Raw genomic sequence first — 17,477 nt, forward strand, 5'->3', positions numbered from 1 at the left:
AATAACAGACAACTGCGCTTACATTTAACACAACAGAACAAATAATCACTAAACTTAACAGGCGACAGTCATGAATGAAACCTCAACGTATTCGGTAGCGGTTATCGGTCTGGGATCGATGGGATTTGGTGCCGCCACGTCCTGCATCAACGCCGGGCTCACTACTTATGGCATCGATATTAATCCACAGACACTGGAGCGATTGCGTCAGGAAGGTGCAACACAAACCGCCACCCGTATCGACGACTTTGCCGACCAGTTGGACGCTGTAGTTCTGCTGGTTGTGAACGCCGCGCAGGTGAAAAGCATTCTGTTCGGTGAGGCGAGTGTCGCCGCCAAACTCAAGGCCGGTACAGCGGTCATGGTGTCATCCACCATTTCAGCGCAAGATGCCAAAGACATTGCCGCACAATTGGCAGAGCATCAGTTGTTGATGCTCGACGCCCCGGTATCTGGCGGCGCGGTCAAGGCCGCTGCCGGTGATATGACCGTCATGGCCTCCGGCAGCGACGATGCATTCAACAAACTGGAGCCGGTATTGAACGCGGTGGCTGGCAAGGTGTATCGCATCGGTAGCGAAATTGGCCTCGGTGCCACGGTAAAAATCATTCACCAGTTACTGGCGGGTGTGCATATCGCCGCCGGAGCAGAAGCGATGGCGCTGGCAGCCCGGGCCGGTATCCCGCTGGACGTGATGTACGATGTGGTGACCCACGCCGCTGGCAACTCGTGGATGTTTGAAAACCGGATGCGCCACGTAGTGGACGGCGACTATACGCCAAAATCTGCCGTCGATATCTTCGTCAAAGATCTGGGATTGGTGACCGACACCGCCAAAGCACTGCATTTCCCGCTGCCGCTGGCTTCCACCGCTTTCAATATGTTTACTGCCGCCAGCAACGCCGGATTTGGTAAGCAGGATGACAGTGCGGTGATCAAAGTCTTCAGCGGTATTACGCTGCCGGAAAAACGGGAGGACGCATGATCACTCTTGGCGTTATCGCAGACGATTTTACCGGTGCTACGGATATCGCCAGTTTTCTGGTGCAGAATGGCCTGCCGACCGTACAACTGAATGGCGTGCCGGAAGCCGATTATCAGATAACGGCGCAGGCAGTGGTCATTAGCCTGAAGTCCCGCTCCTGTCCGGCTGAACAGGCGGTTACCGACGCACTGAAGGCGCTCGCCTGGCTACAGCAACAGGGCTGCCAGCAGTTCTATTTCAAATATTGCTCCACTTTCGACAGCACCGTCCACGGGAATATCGGGCCAGTGACCGATGCGCTGCTGGACGCGTTGGGCGAATCCATGACGGTGATTTCCCCGGCGTTGCCGGTGAATGGTCGTACCGTGTATCAGGGTTATCTGTTTGTGATGGGGCAGTTGCTGTCGGAATCCGGCATGCGTCACCACCCGGTCACCCCAATGACGGACAGTAACCTGCTGCGGCTAATGGAACAGCAGGCCAATGGACACGCCGGTCTGGTGCCATACGCCATCATGGATCAGGGTCCAGCGGCGGTAAAACAGCATTTGGCGCAACTTCAAGAACAGGGGTGCCGCTACGCGGTACTGGATGCCCTGAACGAACAGCATCTGTTGACACAGGGCGATGCGCTGCGGGAAATGAAACTGGTGACCGGCGGTTCCGGGCTGGCTATCGGTCTGGCGCGAGTGTGGGCCACATCAGCGCCACAATCAACCACCGCCACGCAAGCCGGATTACCACAACCGGGCGCGGGTATAGTGCTTTCCGGCTCCTGTTCAGTGATGACCAACCAACAGGTGGCGCGTTATTGCCAGCAGGCCGCCCATCAGGCCATCGATGTGGCTCGTTGCCTTGAAAGTGAGAGCGCACTGCAAACTTATGCCCATGAACTGGCTCGCTGGGCAGAGGAACACCGTAACGATGCGCTGGCACCGTTACTGTACGCCACCGCGGCACCGGAAGCATTGGCCACGATTCAACAGCGTTTTGGGGCACAAGCCAGCAGTCATGCGGTCGAAACCCTGTTCGCCTGCGTGGCCAGCCAGCTACAGACGGCAGGATTCCGGCGTTTTATCATCGCTGGTGGCGAAACCTCCAGCAAGGTGGTGCAAACGTTGGGCATTCGCGCGTTCCACATCGGTCCGACTATTTCCCCCGGCGTTCCGTGGGTTAAATCCACCGACCATTCGTTATCACTGGCACTAAAATCCGGCAACTTTGGTGATGAAGACTTTTTTGCCCGAGCACAACAGGAGTTTGCCTTATGACAGGTAGTCAGCCCACCCATGAGCAACTGGCGCGTGACGAAATGGTCAGGCTGGGTGCGTCATTTTTTCAGCGCGGTTATGCCACTGGCTCTGCGGGCAATCTTTCGCTGCTGCTGGATGATGGCACGCTACTCGCTACCCCAACGGGTTCCTGTCTGGGAGAATTGCAGGCAGAGCGACTTTCGAAGGTCAGGCTTGATGGGGAGTGGCTTTCCGGCGATAAACCCTCTAAAGAAGTGAGTTTCCATCGGGCGTTATATCTCAATAATCCGGCCTGCCGTGCCGTGGTACACCTGCACAGCGCCTATTTAACTGCACTCTCCTGCCTGGAAGGGTTAAATACACAGGATGCCATCCGGCCCTTTACGCCATATGTAGTGATGCGGGTCGGTCAGGTGCCAGTGGTGCCTTATTACCGTCCGGGAGATGCACGCCTGGGTGAAGATCTGGCCGCACTCGCACCACACTATAGCGCCTTTCTGTTGGCTAATCATGGTCCGGTGGTCACTGGCAAGGATTTGCGGGCCGCCGCAGACAATATGGAAGAGCTGGAAGAAACCGCCAAACTGATTTTCATTCTTGGCGACCGACGTATTCGCTACTTAACTGGCGAAGAAATTGCTGAATTACGGAGTTAATCATGCCGAAATTTGCTGCAAACCTTTCTACCCTGTTTACCGAACTGCCCTTTCTGGACCGTTTTCAGGCTGCCGCTGAGGCGGGTTTCAACGGCGTTGAATTTTTATTCCCTTATGAATATCCAGCCGAGGTACTGGCTGAGAAATTACAGCATTACGGGCTTCAGCAGGTATTATTTAATACCTCGCCAGGTAATATCGCGGCGGGTGAATGGGGAGTTACCGCTTTGCCGGAACGGGTAGAGGATGCGCACCGGGATATTGATCGTGCTCTGGAATATGCCATCGCCCTAAATTGTCCCTCCGTACATATTATGGCGAGTGTTATTCCAGAGGGTGCGGATATTTCTCTTTATCAGCGTACCTATATTGAGAATATTCGCTATGCGGCCGATAAGTTTGCCCCGCACAATATTAACATCATGCTGGAAGCACTAAACCCGGGTCTGAAACCCCGTTATCTATTGGCCAGCCAATATCAAACACTGGAGATGGTAAACCGGATTGATCGCGACAATGTCTGGGTGCAGTTGGATCTCTATCACGCCCAAATTGTTGATGGTAATCTGACGCATATTATGCGGGAAATGCAGGGTCGTTACGGTCATATTCAGATTGCCGCCGTACCAGGACGTCATGAACCTGATGAAGGGGAAATAAATTACCCATTCTTATTTGAAGAACTGGATCGTCTCGGTTATTCCGGCTGGGTAGGTTGTGAATATAATCCACGCGGGAATACAAAAGAGGGATTAGGCTGGATTAAACCCTGGCAATAAGTATATCGACATCTTTCACGTTACAATTGCATTGTCGCTTTCCTGTAACGTAACACTTATTGGATATGTTCATTATTATAAAAATGAAATTCAGGAGTAATTGTCATCACTGACTATTACTCCATGAACATCTTTTTATCTTAAAAAAATAAAAAATACTTCCTGCTATTACCTGCAATAACAGGAAAAACATCAACGCATAAATATTATTTAATTGAGGGTCAGAATTATGTCAACCTCAGCATTACTCTGCATCGCAATACTGGGCGTATTATTACTGCTCTTGTTAGTAATAAAAATAAAAATACAGCCTTTTGTGGCGCTATTAATAGTCAGTTTACTGGTAGGCTTGTCTACCGGCATTCCCACCAACGAAATCATGAAAGTGATGACCAACGGGATGGGGGGCGTGCTAGGGTCAATCACCATGATCATCGGTCTGGGTGCCATGCTGGGCAGGATGATTGAGGTTTCCGGCGGTGCCGAATCCCTGGCAAAGCGTTTTACTCAACTATTGGGAACACACCGGATTGTTGCCGCACTGACCATCGCGGCATTTATTCTCGGTATCCCGGTGTTCTTCGATGTCGGTTTTATTATTCTGGCCCCGATTATTTATGGTTTTGCCAAGGTCGCCAAAGTATCACCACTGAAATTCGGTTTACCGATGGCGGGTGTCATGCTGACCGTCCATGTGGCGATGCCGCCTCATCCTGGCCCGGTCGCCGCAGCAGGGTTGCTGAATGCGGATATTGGCTGGCTGACCATGCTGGGCATAGCCGTTGCCATCCCGGTCGGTGTCATCGGTTTTTGGATGTCGACGTTTATTAATCGCCGCAACTACGCCCTCTCCATTGACGTTTTAGAACAGTTGCAGCTAGCCAAACCGGAAGACAGCACGACACCGCTGAATACCCGCGCACCGTCCGCCGGGCTGATCACCGCCTTGATTGTGATACCGATCGCCATCATCATGCTGGGTACGGTCTCTGCCACGATTCTGCCGGCAGGACATCCCATCCGTAATCTGTCCACACTGGTTGGCGCGCCGGCGGTGGCGCTGCTTGTCGCACTAACACTGGCATTTTTCTTTATTGCCCGTCGTCAGGGATGGACGCTGGAAAAAACCGGGATGGTGATGGGTGATGCAATGCCAGCGGCAGCCGTTGTGATTATGGTCACCGGCGCTGGTGGGGTATTTGGTAAAGTACTGGTGGAATCGGGTGTCGGTAAGGCACTGGCTGAGACACTAACCAGTATCCATCTGCCACTGATACCGGCCGCGTTTATTCTCTCCCTGGCGCTACGAGCCTCTCAGGGTTCCGCTACCGTTGCCATTCTCACCACCTGTGGATTGTTAACCCAGGCGGTCAGTGGTTTAAACCAGATCCAATTGGTACTGGTCACGCTGTCGGCCTGTTTTGGCGGCCTGGGATTATCACATGTAAACGATTCCGGATTCTGGATTGTCACCAAGTATCTTGGATTGTCCGTCTCTGATGGACTGAAAACCTGGACGCTACTCACCACAGTGCTTTCTCTGTCAGGATTTTTTATTATCTGGGGTTTGTGGTTGGTAATCTGATATTTTATTCCTGCATCTGAGAATCCTGTCACAGATGCAGGTATTTCTATATGGCGATCGCCAACATTGCAATCGACAAATCACGCTCACTTCCTTATTCTTATTATTAAATAATAGTTATTACCAAAGGAATAAATGGTTTGGTTTTTATTGTTCTTATCAGCCAACTATGTGTTTCCATTACACCCATCATTTTGCAAGTTGCACGGGCGTTATCTGCCTTTCGTTACTCGGTTGACGCCTTCTTATATCTTGAAATTCATTGGGTATATAAACATTATACCCAAAATAATTCGAGTTGCAGGAAGGCGGCAAGAGAGTGAATCCCGATGAGCTTACTCAGATAAGTGATTCGGGTGAACAAACGCAGCCAACACACCTGAAACTTGAAGTATGACGGGTATAGCTGAACATATAATATGAATCATTATTTATGATCCAATAATAAAATATCAAAAAAAGGCACTAACGAAAATTAATACACGATTTGTGAAAGAGAGGCCAAATTAAGTAAAATTATACACTGAAGTACCGTTTTTTCTAAACGGAGCGATAAAAAACTCATGGAAATTAAGAAAAGTAAGGATATCTATGGACGTTTTAAAAAAAATGAAACTTGGTGCCATGCTGATTACCGGCTTCTCACTGGTGATTATCATTGGCCTGCTGGTCGCTATTTTTGGTCGCTCACAATTGGTTGCCCTGAGTAACGATATTCAATATCTCTCTGAAGAGCGTCTGACCGATCTGATACTGATAGAGGAAACAAAAGCTGGCTTCGATATCAATGCCCGGCTGATACGCAATATCGGACTCAGCACCGATCCACAACGAATACAACAAGAAAAGCAGTTAATCGATAAACAAATCGCACGTAACACAGCACTTCTCAAACAGCTGAATGAACGACTGGATACCCCGGAAACCCGTGCTTCGCTGGACCAGATGACCAAGGCACGTCCGGCGTACCTGAAAGCTTTCCTGCAAGCACTTGAACTCAGTATGTCCCAACAACCCGAGTTGCGGGAACAGGCACGAGCAATCATGCTGAACGAAATGCAGACCGCCCAGGATGGTGTGTTCAAGGCACTGGATGGCATGGTTGACGCACAAAAAAACATGACCCTGTCCATGGCAACTAATGCCATGCACGAAGCAAAATCCGACGGTAACTTCATGCTGATACTGGCCATTATTTCCTCCGTACTTGGCATATTGGTCACTGGACTAATTAATCACATCATTAAAAGGCAACTGGGTGGTGAACCGATCTATGCCGCACAGATAGCTCGACAGGTTGCGCAAGGTGACTTATCCGTTACGATTTCTCTCCGCCCTGGGGACACGACCAGTGTGCTGGCGGCAATGAATGAAATGCAGAAAGGTTTGAGTAACGTTGTCGATCAGGTTCGCCAGAGCAGCGAATCTATCGCTACGGGGTCCAACCAGATTGCCGCTGGCAGCACCGATCTCAGCCAACGGACGGAAGAACAAGCCGCGAGCTTGCAACAAACCGCGGCTTCAATGGAAGAGATGAGTCAGACTATCCGCCAAAATGCAGATACCGTTCGCTCGGCCACCACGCTGGCTAATTCAGCCAGCGAAACGGCGGCCAAAAGTGGAGAAGCCGTCGGTAATATTATTCGCACAATGGAGGATATCTCCGGCAGCTCCCGCAAGATAGGCGACATTATCGGCGTCATTGATGGCATTGCCTTCCAGACCAACATTCTGGCGCTCAATGCGGCGGTAGAAGCTGCCCGGGCTGGCGAGCAGGGACGCGGCTTCGCCGTCGTGGCGGGCGAAGTGCGTTCACTGGCACAACGCTCGGCTTCCGCAGCTAAAGAAATTAAGGAGCTCATCAGCGAGAGCGTGCGAAAAGTAGAAACCGGCTCAAATCTGGTCGGGAAAGCGGGCACCACTATAGATGAACTGGTGCGCCAGGCACGCAATGTAGCCGATCTGATTAGCGAGATTGGCACCACTACCCATGAACAGGAAGCCGGTATTTCACAGATTAATGACGCCATTAACCAGCTCGATCAGGTTACGCAGCAAAATGCCTCGCTGGTGGAAGAATCAACCAGTGCGGCAGACAGCCTGAACGACCAGGCATCACAGCTGGTAGAGCTGATGAAAGTATTTATTATTACCGGGGCCCAACACCACACGCCTCGGGAAAAAGTGCAACCCAAACCCAGACTGGCATTGGCCAACGGCGCCAACAAAGACTGGGAAAGTTTTTAATCACCCTGTGGTGTGAAAAATCTGATATCTGACGGGACATTCCCGTCAAGGCGGGAATCTATCTGATAGTCAAGGCGTTAACATCAAGAGAGATCCCCGCTCTTTCACGAAGATGACCGGAGTAGTAAAGCTTACAGCGTCCGCCGCAGGCGAGTAACGGCTTCGTGCATCTGTTCTTCCGTCGCGGTAGCAAAGGATAAACGCAGCGTTGAATAATCAGGTTTTTCTGCGAAGAAAAACTCACCAGGCACAAAGACCACGCCTTGTTCCAGCGTTTTTTGCAGCCAGTCGGTGGTATTAAATTCCTGACGAAACCTGGCCCACAGGAACATGCCGCCTTTCGGCTGGTTAAAGGTAATCACCCCACCCAGCTCCTTCTCCATCAGCGATGACAGTAGTTCACCCTTCACTTTATATGCCTGACGGATTTTTTCGATCTGTGCCGGCAGGCGGTTCAAGCCCAGATAGTATTCGGCAATAGTCTGAGACAACGAGCTGGCATGCAGATCCGCTGCCTGTTTGATAATCGCCACTTTATGCAGCAACCATTCCGGCAGAATGGCCCATCCAAGGCGCAGGCCGGGTGCCAGTATTTTGGAAAATGACGAGGTATAAATCACCCGATCAGCATATCCGGCCTCTTTCGCCAGTTGATATAGCGTGGCATGACGTTCATCGGTAAAACGCAACTCGCCATACGGGTCGTCTTCCACGATGATGAAATCATAGCGTGCGGCCAGTTCTACCAACTGCTTACGGCGTGCCGCGCTCAACGTCGCGCCGCTGGGGTTGCCAAAGTTCGGCACCAGATAAACGCCTTTGATACGTTGAGTTTCCAGCAGTGTCGCCAGTTCATCCACCACCATGCCATTCTCATCTGATGATACCGACATGATTCGCGCTTCTGCCAGTTCCAGTGTCTGCAACGCCGCCAAATAGGTGGGGCGCTCAACCACAAAGATATCCTGTGGATTTACCGTCGCACGCATCACCAGATCCAACGCTTGCTGGGAACCCGCTGTAACCACAATTTCGTCGGCGTGGGTTTTGAGCCCACGTAGTGCGCACAACGCCACAATCCGTTCGCGCAGCAAAGGGCTCCCTTCCGTTAAACCATACTGGAATGCCGACTTGGGCTGTTCGGTGATAGCTAATTGCGTGGCCTGATTCAGTCCCTCAAAATCAAACAATGCATCAGAAGGTATCCCTCCAGCCAACGAAATGACCCGGTCCATTTTGCTGTGCTTCAGCAACTCACGAATTGCGGAGCTTTTCAGGCGAGCCATGCGCTGCGCCAATAACGCTTCAATTGACATCTTGACTCTCACTTATGTATGGAAAGAAGATGATCACACCATGGGTCGGTTTTATCGGCCTGCAACAGCGTTGACCATTTCTCTCGAAAATTGCTAACCACCCAGATAGGCAGAACGTACAGCCTCATTAGCAAGCAACGCAGCCCCGGTATCTTCCAGCACAACACGACCGTTCTCCAACACATAGCCACGATCCGCCAGACGCAAGGCCTGATTGGCATTCTGTTCCACCAGAAATATGGTCATACCTTCTTCACGCAATTGCTGGATAGTATCGAAAATCTGCAAGATGATAATCGGTGCCAGCCCCAGTGAAGGCTCATCCAGCAACAGCAAACGCGGTTGACTCATCAGCGCACGACCAATAGCCAGCATCTGCTGTTCCCCGCCAGACATAGTGCCCGAACGCTGGGCACGACGTTCATACAATCGCGGGAACAGCTCATAAACTCGTTCAATTCGTTGTTGATACTGTTCGCGGTCGGCAAAAAAACCGCCCATCGCCAGATTCTCTTCTACCGTCATGCGGGAGAACACTCGGCGACCTTCTGGCACGATAGCAATGGCTTCACGCATGATATGCGCTGTTTGCCAGTCAGTAATATCCTTACCGTCGAAAATTACCCTTCCTTCCGTCGCCCGCGGTTCACCACACAACGTCCCCAGCAATGTAGTTTTACCCGCACCATTGGCACCGATAAGCGTGACGATTTCACCCTGGTTAATATGCAGGCTCACCTGATGCAGTGCCTGAATTTTGCCGTAGTGCGCCGAAACCTGATTCAATGACAACATAACCTTATCCTTCACCCAGATATGCTCGAATAACATCCGGGTTATTACGAATCTCTGCCGGCGTGCCCTGTGCCAGCGGCGTTCCCTGATTGACCACATAAATCCGATCGGAAATCCCCATCACCAGCTTCATATCATGCTCAATCAGCAGTACCGAGACCTGATGGTTATTGCGAAGATCGACAATCAAATCATTCAGCTCTTCCGTCTCTCTCGGGTTCAGACCTGCTGCGGGCTCATCCAGCATCAACAGTTCGGGGCGTGTCACCATGCAACGGGCAATCTCCAGCCGCCGCTGCTGACCGTAAGCCAGATTCCCCGCCTGACGGTTCGCCACATCCAACAAACCGACCCGTTCCAGCCACACCTCGGCACGGTTTTGTGCATCCGTTTCTGCGCGACGAAATGCAGGTGTTTTCAACAAACCGGCAAACACACCGCTTTTCAGGTGCTGATGCTGTGCTACCAACAGGTTCTCAATCACGGTCATTTCACGAAACAGACGCACATGTTGGAAAGTACGCACCACGCCCATGCGGGCAATCTGCTGGCCGGGTATTCCTTCCAGATGCTGATCACGCAAGATGATGGTGCCACCAGAAGGGCGATAAAAACCGGTCAGACAGTTAAATACCGTGGTTTTACCGGCACCGTTCGGACCAATCAGTGAAACGATCTCCCCGTTATACAGATCCAGTTCCACATTGTTCACCGCCAGCAGGCCGCCGAAGCGCATCATCAAGCCTTTAACCGACAATAATGGCTGCGTACTCATGCCTGACCTTCCTTCTTCTGCACCTTTAGCTTCATCTGCGGACGCTTCATCGGTAACAACCCCTGCGGACGCCAAATCATCATTAACACCATCAGCGCCCCCAGCAGCAACATGCTGTACTCATTGAGATCACGCATCAGTTCACGGGAAACCACCAGCAGAACGGCAGCCAGAATGACAGCAAACTGCGATCCCATACCACCCAGTACCACGATAGCCAACACAAAGGCGGATTCCGCAAACGTAAAGGATTCCGGGCTGACGAATCCCTGACGGGCAGCGAACAGCGTACCGGCAAAGCCAGCAAATGCGGCACTGATGGTAAAGGCAGTCAGTTTGATTTTGGTCGGGCTGAGCCCCAGAGAACGGCAGGCGATCTCGTCTTCGCGCAGGGCTTCCCAGGCACGACCCAACGGCATACGCAGCAGACGATTGATCACGAACAACGTCAGTATTACCAGCAGCAGCGCCACCAGATACAGGAAAACGATGCGATCATCGGGATTATAAGTCAGACCGAAGAAGTGATGGAATGTATCCCAGCCACCACCACGCGGGGTGCGGCTGAATTCCAGCCCGAAGAGCGTCGGTTTGGGAATCTGACTGATACCGTTCGGCCCACCAGTGAACCCGGTATTGTTCAATAACAGGATGCGAACAATCTCACCAAAACCGAGCGTGACAATCGCCAGATAATCACCACGCAGTCGCAATACCGGGAAACCCAGCAGAAAACCAGACAATGCGGCGGTAATCCCTGCCAGCGGCAGACTCTGCCAGAATCCCAGCCCGTAATAATGACTCAACAGCGCGTAGGTATAGGCACCGATGGCATAAAATCCGCCATATCCCAACACCAACAAGCCGGAAAGCCCCACGACCACGTTCAGACCCAGTCCCAGCATGACATAAATCAGTGTCAGGGTGGCGATATCTACCGTACCGCGTGATACCAGAAACGGCCAGGCAATCGCGGCGACAATCAGTACCAGCGCCAGCCATTTCTGCCGTGGCGTACTACCATCAAAGCTCGGTAACACCCATGCCGGGCCGGAGAATTTCTTCATCCCTTGCGACAACGCTGGACGCAATAGCTGAAAAACAAAGACGATCGCGCAACCAGCCCCAATCCAGTACCAACGTACCGCTTTGGCACCATGTACCACCAGTTTCGTACCGTCGAGACTCAGTTGCATTCCCATCAGGAACGTGGCCATCACCAGCAGTACCAATGCCGATATGATGGCATTAATCACATTGTGCTGCTTCATACCTTCTCAACCTCCGGACGCCCCAAAATACCAGTGGGCATCACTAACAGCACGACAATCAACAACGCAAATGACACAACATCCTTGTATTCCGTACTCAGATAGGCGGAAGTCAGCGCCTCCGCAATACCCAGGATTAACCCGCCGATCATCGCCCCAGGGATACTACCGATCCCGCCTAACACGGCAGCAGTAAAGGCTTTCATCCCGGCCATAAAACCGATATACGGATTAATCACGCCATAAAATTGACCCAGCAATACACCGGCGACCGCCGCCATAGCAGCACCGATAACGAAGGTCAGAGAGATGACACGATCCGCGCTGATGCCCAGCAGACTAGCCATTTTCAGATCTTCTGCACAAGCGCGGCAGGCACGGCCCATGCGGGAATAACGGATAAATAGCGTCAGCGCCAGCATCGCCAGAAAAGTCACCACCCAGATGATCAACTGCATGGTGCTGATGGTCGCGGCAAAACCGTTGCTTTCACCCAGCGTCCATTGCCCTTTCACCAGATTGGGTAACGCCACATCACGCGAGCCCTGGGTCAAACTGACATAGTTTTGTAGAAATATAGACATCCCGATGGCAGAGATAAGGGCAATCAAACGCTTGGAGTTACGCACCGGTTTATAGGCGACGCGTTCAATGCTCCAGCCATAGGCACTTGAAATAACCACCGACGCAATGAAGGCCACGCCGATCAACAACCAGCCAGTATCAATGCCCATCATCATCAATGCGGCAATCACGATAAAGGAGACATAGCTACCGATCATATAAACTTCACCGTGGGCGAAGTTAATCATACCGATAATGCCGTAAACCATGGTGTAACCAATGGCAATCAGCGCGTAGGTACTGCCCAACGTCAGGCCGTTGAACATTTGCTGAAGGAAATAGAGGAACTGCTCGGACATACCTTAACCTTAGATATTGCCCCCACGTCTTTTAGCAGCAGGGGCATCGGTATTCAGGAGTAATACAGATTTGGCCAATTACTTCACGATGGAAGAAGTACCGTCTGCGTGCCACTTAAATACACCAAATTCAAACCCTTTCAGGTCACCTTTTGCATCCCAGCTTAATGTACCCATTACGGTATCAACCGGTTTCGCTTTCAGGTCGGCAACCAGTTTTTCCGGTTCCATGCTACCGCTGCGCTTCATAGCGGTAGTGAGTGATTGAATAGCGGCATAGGTCGTCCAGACAAACGGGCCGGTCGGATCCAGTTTTTTGGCTTTCAGCTCGTTGACAATCGGCTGGTTGGCAGGAACCTGATCATAGCGTTTTGGCAAGGTTACCAGCATACCTTCAGAAGCCGCACCCGCAATATTGGACAAAGAAGAGTTACCAACACCTTCAGGGCCCATAAATTGAGCGGTTAACCCTGCTTGACGGGACTGACGCAGAATTTGCCCCATTTCCGGGTAGTAACCACCAAAATAAACGAAATCAACATCGTCTTTCTTCAGGCGCGCCACCAATGAGGAAAAATCTTTATCCCCTGCCGTTATCCCTTCAAACAACACTACATTGGCATTGGCTTTTTTCAGATTTTCCTGCACTGAACGGGCCAAACCTTCGCCATATTGTTGTTTGTCATGAATCACCGCAATTCTCTTCGGCTTCACTGTTTCCATGATATATTTCGCTGCCGTCGGCCCCTGATCGGAATCCAGACCAGTGGTACGCAGGATCATTTTATAACCACGGGTGGTCAGATCCGCATTGGTGGCTGCGGGCGTGATCATGAGCACGCCCTCATCTTCATAAATATCAGAAGCTGGCTGTGTCGAAGAAGAGCACAAGTGACCGATAACATAGCGAATGCCATCGTTAATCACCTTGTTTGCTACCGCTACGGCCTGTTTCGGGTCACAGGCATCGTCATATTCGACACCAACCAGTTTGTTGCCATTGACACCGCCTTTGGCGTTGATGTCAGCAATCGCCTGTCGGGCGCCAATAAACTCCATATCACCATATTGTGCTACCGGGCCAGACATCGCGCCGACTACCGCAATCTTGATATCGGCGGCATTAACCGCGTGACTCATGGCAAACGCCATACACCCCATCAGCAATACTTTACCTGTATTTAATTTCATCCGTTTTTACCCCGTCTGTCATTTTTGGATATTGCTATAATCATTAACGATAATCGTGATTATCTACGCTTTCTTTATAAGTAATAACGAGTTAGGCTAAGTATTAGCAATAGTTTATAATAAGGCTTTATTTTTCATACCATTAAACAGGAATTTTATGCTGTAAAGCAACTCATGCTAACAGAAATAAGCGATACGAACAGGATAAAATACCAGCCTTAAAATCCAACTTTTATTTTATATATGGTTATTTATGCTGGTTTATGCATCATATATCGATCCATTACTCGAAAAATAAGCAACAAAAAAAACATTTCCCCTGTTAACCGTCCAGAAAAAGTTACACAACTTTTTTGATACAGGCTCACTACAATATTTTCATGAATTAACTGGAGCATCATCAAATGAAATTAACGGTTGAATGCCTGACTACACTTAGCGAACAGGACAGACTTGATCTCGCCAAAATCTGGCCACATCAGAATTTTGAACTACTGGAAAAAGAGTTGAGTGAGGACCGTAAACTGTTTGTCTCCCGTTTTAATGGCCATTTGCTGGCAGGCGTATTCGTTGAGATAGAAGGGAAATATGCCGAACTGACTGATTTGAAAGTACGGGATTCAACTCGACGTCATGGCGTAGGGAAATATATGATCGAAGAAGTACTACGCGCACTGCCTCAGATAAAGGAGTGGTGGCTAGATGCAGCTGACCACGCGATGGTCAGCGAAGAAGTCATGGACAAGTTCATGCAGTCCTGTGGTTTCTATCCGGTATCAGGTGGGTGGGAATATACGGTTCAGAAATAGGTGTGGTGATGGTGAAAACAACATAAAACGACCGGACACTCCCCGGTCGTTTTGACTTGCTTTTCCGCGCTGCAACTACGCTTCTATCGCAGTACGCAGCTTTTTCATGGCATTCTTTTCCAATTGACGAACACGCTCAGCAGAAACACCATAATGATCGGCTAACTCCTGCAACGTGGACTTGTTGTCATCGTCCAGCCAGCGGGCGCGGATGATATGCTGACTACGTTCATCCAACCCTTTCAGGGCAAAGCTCAGTTTGTCAGCCGCATGACTTTCCCAGTTATCTTCCTCGATGCCATCAGCAAAGTCAGAGGATTTATCCTGTAGATAAAGCATCGGCGCCATAGCATGACCCGGTTGTGCATCATCATCCGGCGTCGGATCAAAAGTCATATCCTGCGCTGACATGCGGGATTCCATTTCAAGGACATCTTTGCTGGACACACCCAGCTCACGCGCTACCAGTTCAACTTCATCCGCACTGAACCAGCCGAGGCGCTGTTTAGTCTTACGCAGATTAAAGAACAGCTTACGCTGTGCTTTAGTGGTCGCAACTTTGACAATACGCCAGTTACGCAACACATATTCGTGGATTTCCGCCTTAATCCAATGTACGGCAAAGGAAACCAGACGAACACCCACATCAGGATTAAAACGACGCACCGCCTTCATCAGACCGATGTTGCCTTCCTGGATCAAGTCCGCTTGCGGCAAGCCATAACCAGAATAATTACGGGCGACATGAATAACAAAGCGCAGGTGTGGCAGGATAAGCTGCTTGGCAGCCTCCAGATCTCCCTGGTAATGCAGCCGTTCAGCCAGCGCCCGTTCTTCCTCTGCCGTCAGCATCGGATAGGCATTGGCGGCACGAATGTACCCTTCCAGACTGCCCTGGGGAACTAAAGTGAAAGTTTGCATATCTTTGGTCATTCAATCCCTCTCATAAAATCGTTCATACAGTAATGAATCATTAAGCATCATACTCATCGTTACTCTGTAGTACTTTTGTGCTGCAAGTGGCACCGACGACAAAATCCGGCTCATGTATGATTAAGAGTGGTGATTTACACTATAAGTTCCTACATTTTTATCCATCTTGTTTTACATATCAAGATGAGAAACCCGCAATGTGTAAACACAAAACAAGCGAAATAACGCGCCGAAAAGCACCGTAGCAACACGCTACTTCTACTGTACGCCTGTGTACCACCAAGAAGAGTATATCAAAAAAAGCTTATTCCGGTGTAAAACGGCGTAAATGTTGTACTGTAGCCAACCAGGCAGCCAACCAACCGATGATGGCGGCGATCAGAATCAGCAAGACGGCTTCATCCCAGCCTAACCCTTGCACCGTGAACGTTGTACCGAATACCGAGGCGACCTGTTTGACGCCAACGGCCAGTTTCCAGACCAATGCCTGCGACAAGATCAATGAAAACACCGCACCACAAAACCCCAGTAGCGCCCCACCGTTCAAGAACGGTCGCAAAATGAAACCATCGGTGGCACCAATCAGCTTCATGACGTTAATCGTATCACGACGGCTGAAAATGCTCAGACGCACGCTGTTGCCAATGACCAGGAATACCGCTACCACCATCAGGATGCCAATGGTGGCGGCAATCTGACCGACCAACCCGGTTAACGCCATCAGCCGCGAGAACCAACTGTCATCCATGCGGACTTCATCCACACCTTGCGTTGCCGCAATGCGGTCCCGCAGTGAGGTAAGCGTGTCGGTACTCTGAAAAGTGAGTTTGGGGGTCACTATCGCTACGGCAGGCAGCGGATTCTCTTCCAGCATATCCAGCGCACCACCAAACCCGGACCAGTTACGAAATTCACCCATCGCTTCGGCGCGGGACAGATAATTAACCTTATCGACACCGTCTTCCGTCTTGATTTTATTGATAACCGCCTCGGCGGCATTATCATCCAGCGATTTATCCAAATAGACGGTCAGTTGAGGTGTCGGATACCACTGAGCCGCCGCCTGACTGACATTTTTCCAGACCAAATAACAGATACTGGGCAATGTCAGGGAAATAGCGATAACCATGATGGTCAACAGTGTTGCCAGCGGCTGACGCAGCATATCTTTCAGAGCACTCATCCAGGCATAACGCCACTGCTCCCGCCAACCACCGCGCAGTGACTTGGTTTTCATACTGGGTTTGTTCGTTTCACGGGCGCGATTCACCATCGTAATGTCCTCCCAGCATGCGTCCCTGAGACAGGGTCAGTACCCGATAATTCCGGCACGAAATCAGTCCTGTATCGTGGGTTGCCATCAGCACGGTCACCCCGACCCGGTTAAACTCTTCAAACAACCGCAGAATACCCTCCGACAGTACATCGTCCAGATTGCCTGTTGGCTCATCCGCCAGAAGTACCACGGGTTTGTTCACCACCGCACGGGCGATACCCACCCGTTGCTGTTCACCACCAGAAAGCTGAATCGGATAATTGCGCGCTTTATCCAGCAGGCCAACTTTATCCAATGCCGCTGACACACGACGGCGAATGTCTTCACTGCTGGCACCGGAAATGATTAACGGCATCGCCACATTCTCATAAACAGTACGATCCATCAGCAAATGATGATCCTGAAAAATCATCCCCACCTGTCGACGCAAGAAGGGTATTTCACGCTTTTTAAGGCGGCTGATGTCATGCCCACCGAACAGGATATGGCCTGCGCTGGGGCGCTCAATACCGCAAATCAGTTTCAGCAGGGTACTTTTCCCTGCACCGGAATGGCCAGTCAGAAATACCATCTCAGCGGGGCGAATATGAAAATCTACGCCCTGTAAAGCCTGACGTCCGCCGAGATAAGCTTTACTGACCTGTTCAAAGCGAATCATCCGTTCTCATCCTCGCGAGCAAATT

The 17,477-nt window shown here is 50.7% G+C and carries 16 protein-coding genes; 7 read left to right on the plus strand and 9 right to left on the minus strand.

The window, feature by feature from the left end:
* Positions 1–70: 70 nt before the first annotated feature.
* From PCO85_22105 to PCO85_22130, 6 genes are all read left to right on the plus strand, one after another.
* Positions 71–985 carry an NAD(P)-dependent oxidoreductase gene (locus PCO85_22105; protein WJV53783.1) on the plus strand — a complete coding sequence of 305 codons (915 nt, stop codon included), beginning with the start codon at positions 71–73 and terminating at the stop codon, positions 983–985.
* The gene (locus tag PCO85_22110) at positions 982–2,256 is read left to right on the plus strand and encodes a four-carbon acid sugar kinase family protein (GenBank protein ID WJV53784.1); all 1,275 of its coding nucleotides are present in this window, start codon (positions 982–984) and stop codon (positions 2,254–2,256) included. Before PCO85_22105 ends, PCO85_22110 begins: the two co-directional genes overlap by 4 nt.
* Positions 2,253–2,894, plus strand: a complete 642-nt coding sequence (locus tag PCO85_22115) for an aldolase (GenBank protein WJV53785.1) — start codon at positions 2,253–2,255, stop codon at positions 2,892–2,894. The genes PCO85_22110 and PCO85_22115 overlap by 4 nt, the downstream gene beginning before the upstream one ends.
* A gap of 2 nt (positions 2,895–2,896) precedes the next feature.
* A complete protein-coding gene (locus PCO85_22120; GenBank protein ID WJV53786.1) occupies positions 2,897–3,673 on the plus strand; it encodes a hydroxypyruvate isomerase family protein in 777 nt (258 codons plus the stop codon).
* Between the two features lie 229 nt (positions 3,674–3,902).
* The gene (locus PCO85_22125; GenBank protein ID WJV53787.1) at positions 3,903–5,258 is read left to right on the plus strand and encodes a GntP family transporter; all 1,356 of its coding nucleotides are present in this window, start codon (positions 3,903–3,905) and stop codon (positions 5,256–5,258) included.
* Between the two features lie 591 nt (positions 5,259–5,849).
* The gene (locus tag PCO85_22130) at positions 5,850–7,505 is read left to right on the plus strand and encodes a methyl-accepting chemotaxis protein (protein ID WJV53788.1); all 1,656 of its coding nucleotides are present in this window, start codon (positions 5,850–5,852) and stop codon (positions 7,503–7,505) included.
* A 131-nt stretch (positions 7,506–7,636) separates the two neighbouring features.
* On the opposite strand, the gene PCO85_22135 is transcribed toward PCO85_22130, so the two are convergent.
* From PCO85_22135 to PCO85_22160, 6 genes are all read right to left on the minus strand, one after another.
* Entirely contained in the window at positions 7,637–8,821 is a 1,185-nt protein-coding gene (locus tag PCO85_22135) for a PLP-dependent aminotransferase family protein (GenBank protein WJV53789.1), read from the minus strand.
* 93 nt (positions 8,822–8,914) lie between these two features.
* Entirely contained in the window at positions 8,915–9,652 is a 738-nt protein-coding gene (livF, locus tag PCO85_22140; GenBank protein ID WJV53790.1) for a high-affinity branched-chain amino acid ABC transporter ATP-binding protein LivF, read from the minus strand.
* Positions 9,621–10,391, minus strand: coding sequence for a high-affinity branched-chain amino acid ABC transporter ATP-binding protein LivG (livG, locus tag PCO85_22145; protein ID WJV53791.1), 771 nt, complete (start codon positions 10,389–10,391; stop codon positions 9,621–9,623). Before livG ends, livF begins: the two co-directional genes overlap by 32 nt.
* Positions 10,388–11,662, minus strand: a complete 1,275-nt coding sequence (locus tag PCO85_22150; protein ID WJV53792.1) for a high-affinity branched-chain amino acid ABC transporter permease LivM — start codon at positions 11,660–11,662, stop codon at positions 10,388–10,390. The genes livG and PCO85_22150 overlap by 4 nt, the downstream gene beginning before the upstream one ends.
* The gene (gene livH / locus PCO85_22155) at positions 11,659–12,585 is read right to left on the minus strand and encodes a high-affinity branched-chain amino acid ABC transporter permease LivH (GenBank protein WJV53793.1); all 927 of its coding nucleotides are present in this window, start codon (positions 12,583–12,585) and stop codon (positions 11,659–11,661) included. The genes PCO85_22150 and livH overlap by 4 nt, the downstream gene beginning before the upstream one ends.
* 78 nt (positions 12,586–12,663) lie before the next feature.
* On the minus strand, positions 12,664–13,776 hold the full coding sequence (locus PCO85_22160; protein ID WJV53794.1) for a branched-chain amino acid ABC transporter substrate-binding protein: 1,113 nt from the start codon (positions 13,774–13,776) through the stop codon (positions 12,664–12,666).
* 404 nt (positions 13,777–14,180) lie between these two features.
* Between PCO85_22160 and panM the strand changes: the two genes are divergently transcribed.
* Entirely contained in the window at positions 14,181–14,585 is a 405-nt protein-coding gene (gene panM, locus PCO85_22165) for an aspartate 1-decarboxylase autocleavage activator PanM (GenBank protein ID WJV53795.1), read from the plus strand.
* Between the two features lie 75 nt (positions 14,586–14,660).
* On the opposite strand, the gene rpoH is transcribed toward panM, so the two are convergent.
* From rpoH to ftsE, 3 genes are all read right to left on the minus strand, one after another.
* On the minus strand, positions 14,661–15,518 hold the full coding sequence (gene rpoH, locus PCO85_22170) for an RNA polymerase sigma factor RpoH (protein ID WJV53796.1): 858 nt from the start codon (positions 15,516–15,518) through the stop codon (positions 14,661–14,663).
* Positions 15,519–15,822: 304 nt separating this feature from the next.
* On the minus strand, positions 15,823–16,791 hold the full coding sequence (gene ftsX, locus PCO85_22175) for a permease-like cell division protein FtsX (protein WJV53797.1): 969 nt from the start codon (positions 16,789–16,791) through the stop codon (positions 15,823–15,825).
* The gene (gene ftsE, locus PCO85_22180) at positions 16,772–17,452 is read right to left on the minus strand and encodes a cell division ATP-binding protein FtsE (GenBank protein WJV53798.1); all 681 of its coding nucleotides are present in this window, start codon (positions 17,450–17,452) and stop codon (positions 16,772–16,774) included. Before ftsE ends, ftsX begins: the two co-directional genes overlap by 20 nt.
* Positions 17,453–17,477 lie beyond the last annotated feature (25 nt).

The organism is Prodigiosinella aquatilis (assembly GCA_030388725.1).
In the GTDB taxonomy this organism is placed as follows: Bacteria; Pseudomonadota; Gammaproteobacteria; order Enterobacterales; family Enterobacteriaceae; genus Prodigiosinella; species Prodigiosinella aquatilis.